The organism is Micromonospora aridisoli (genome assembly GCF_056150025.1).
On sequence record NZ_JAXCFK010000037.1, the window covers coordinates 1 to 1,024 of the forward strand.

The following is a 1,024-nucleotide window of genomic DNA, read 5'->3' on the forward strand; positions in this document are numbered from 1 at the left end:
TTAGGGCGTGTTTTGAAATCCGGGTGGGGTGTGTTGGTGCCCGGGATGTGGCGAGGTCTCCGGTAGATGGTTCATCGACGAAGAAGAACCTGATACCGGAGACCTCGTGGCCACCTTAGCGGTGACGAGGCGGGCCGACTTGACCGACGCGCAGTGGCGGGTGTTGGAGCCGCTGCTGCCGGCGGTGGCAAGGCGTGGGCGCCCGCCGCGGTGGAGTAGACGGCAGCTGATCGATGGGATCCGGTGGCGGATGCGGGTCGGTTCGCCGTGGCGTGACGTTCCGGCAGCGTATGGGCCGTGGCAGACGGTGTATGGGTTGTTCCGCCGGTGGCAGCGGGCCGGGGTGTGGCAGGCCGTCTTCAGCGCCGTGTTGGCACGGGAGGATGCGGCCGGGCGGATCGGGTGGGACGTGTCGGTGGACACCACAGTGACGCGGGCGCACCAGCACGCTTCGGGAGCCCGCCGTGACGGTCATACCCAGGCCGAGCCGCCCGGTGGTGTGCAGGTCGAGCCGGGCGACCACGCGATCGGCCGGTCGCACGGCGGGCTGAGCACCAAGCTGCACCTGGCCTGTGAACAGGGCAGTCGGCCGTTGGCCATGCTGTTGACGGTGGGCCAACGCGGTGACAACCGCGGGTTCACGGCGGTGCTGGAGCGCATCCGGGTCCCCCGGATGCGCGGTGGCCGGCCCAGGACCCGACCGGATCGGGTCCTGGGCGACAAGGCCTACAGCAGTGCGGCAACCCGCGCCTGGCTGCGCGCCCGCGGGATCAAGGCGACCATCCCGATCAAGGCCGACCAGGCCCGCAACCGCGCCGCCCGAGGCTCACGCGGAGGCCGACCCCCCGCTTTCCACCCCGAGATCTACAAACAACGCCACGCGGTCGAGTGCGGCATCAACCAGCTCAAACAACACCGCGCCCTGGCCACCCGCTACGACAAACTCGCCGTCCGCTACGAAGCCACCATCACCATCGCCGCCATCAACAGCTGGCTCCGCACCCACTTATGAAACACGCCCTAA

At 69.1% G+C, this 1,024-nt stretch carries 1 protein-coding gene; it reads left to right on the forward strand.

What is annotated here, in order from left to right:
• The first annotated feature begins 106 nt into the window (after positions 1 to 106).
• Complete coding sequence (locus SM447_RS29195) at positions 107 to 1,012, forward strand: IS5 family transposase (RefSeq protein ID WP_474576090.1); 906 nt, start codon at positions 107 to 109, stop codon at positions 1,010 to 1,012.
• Positions 1,013 to 1,024: the final 12 nt, after the last annotated feature.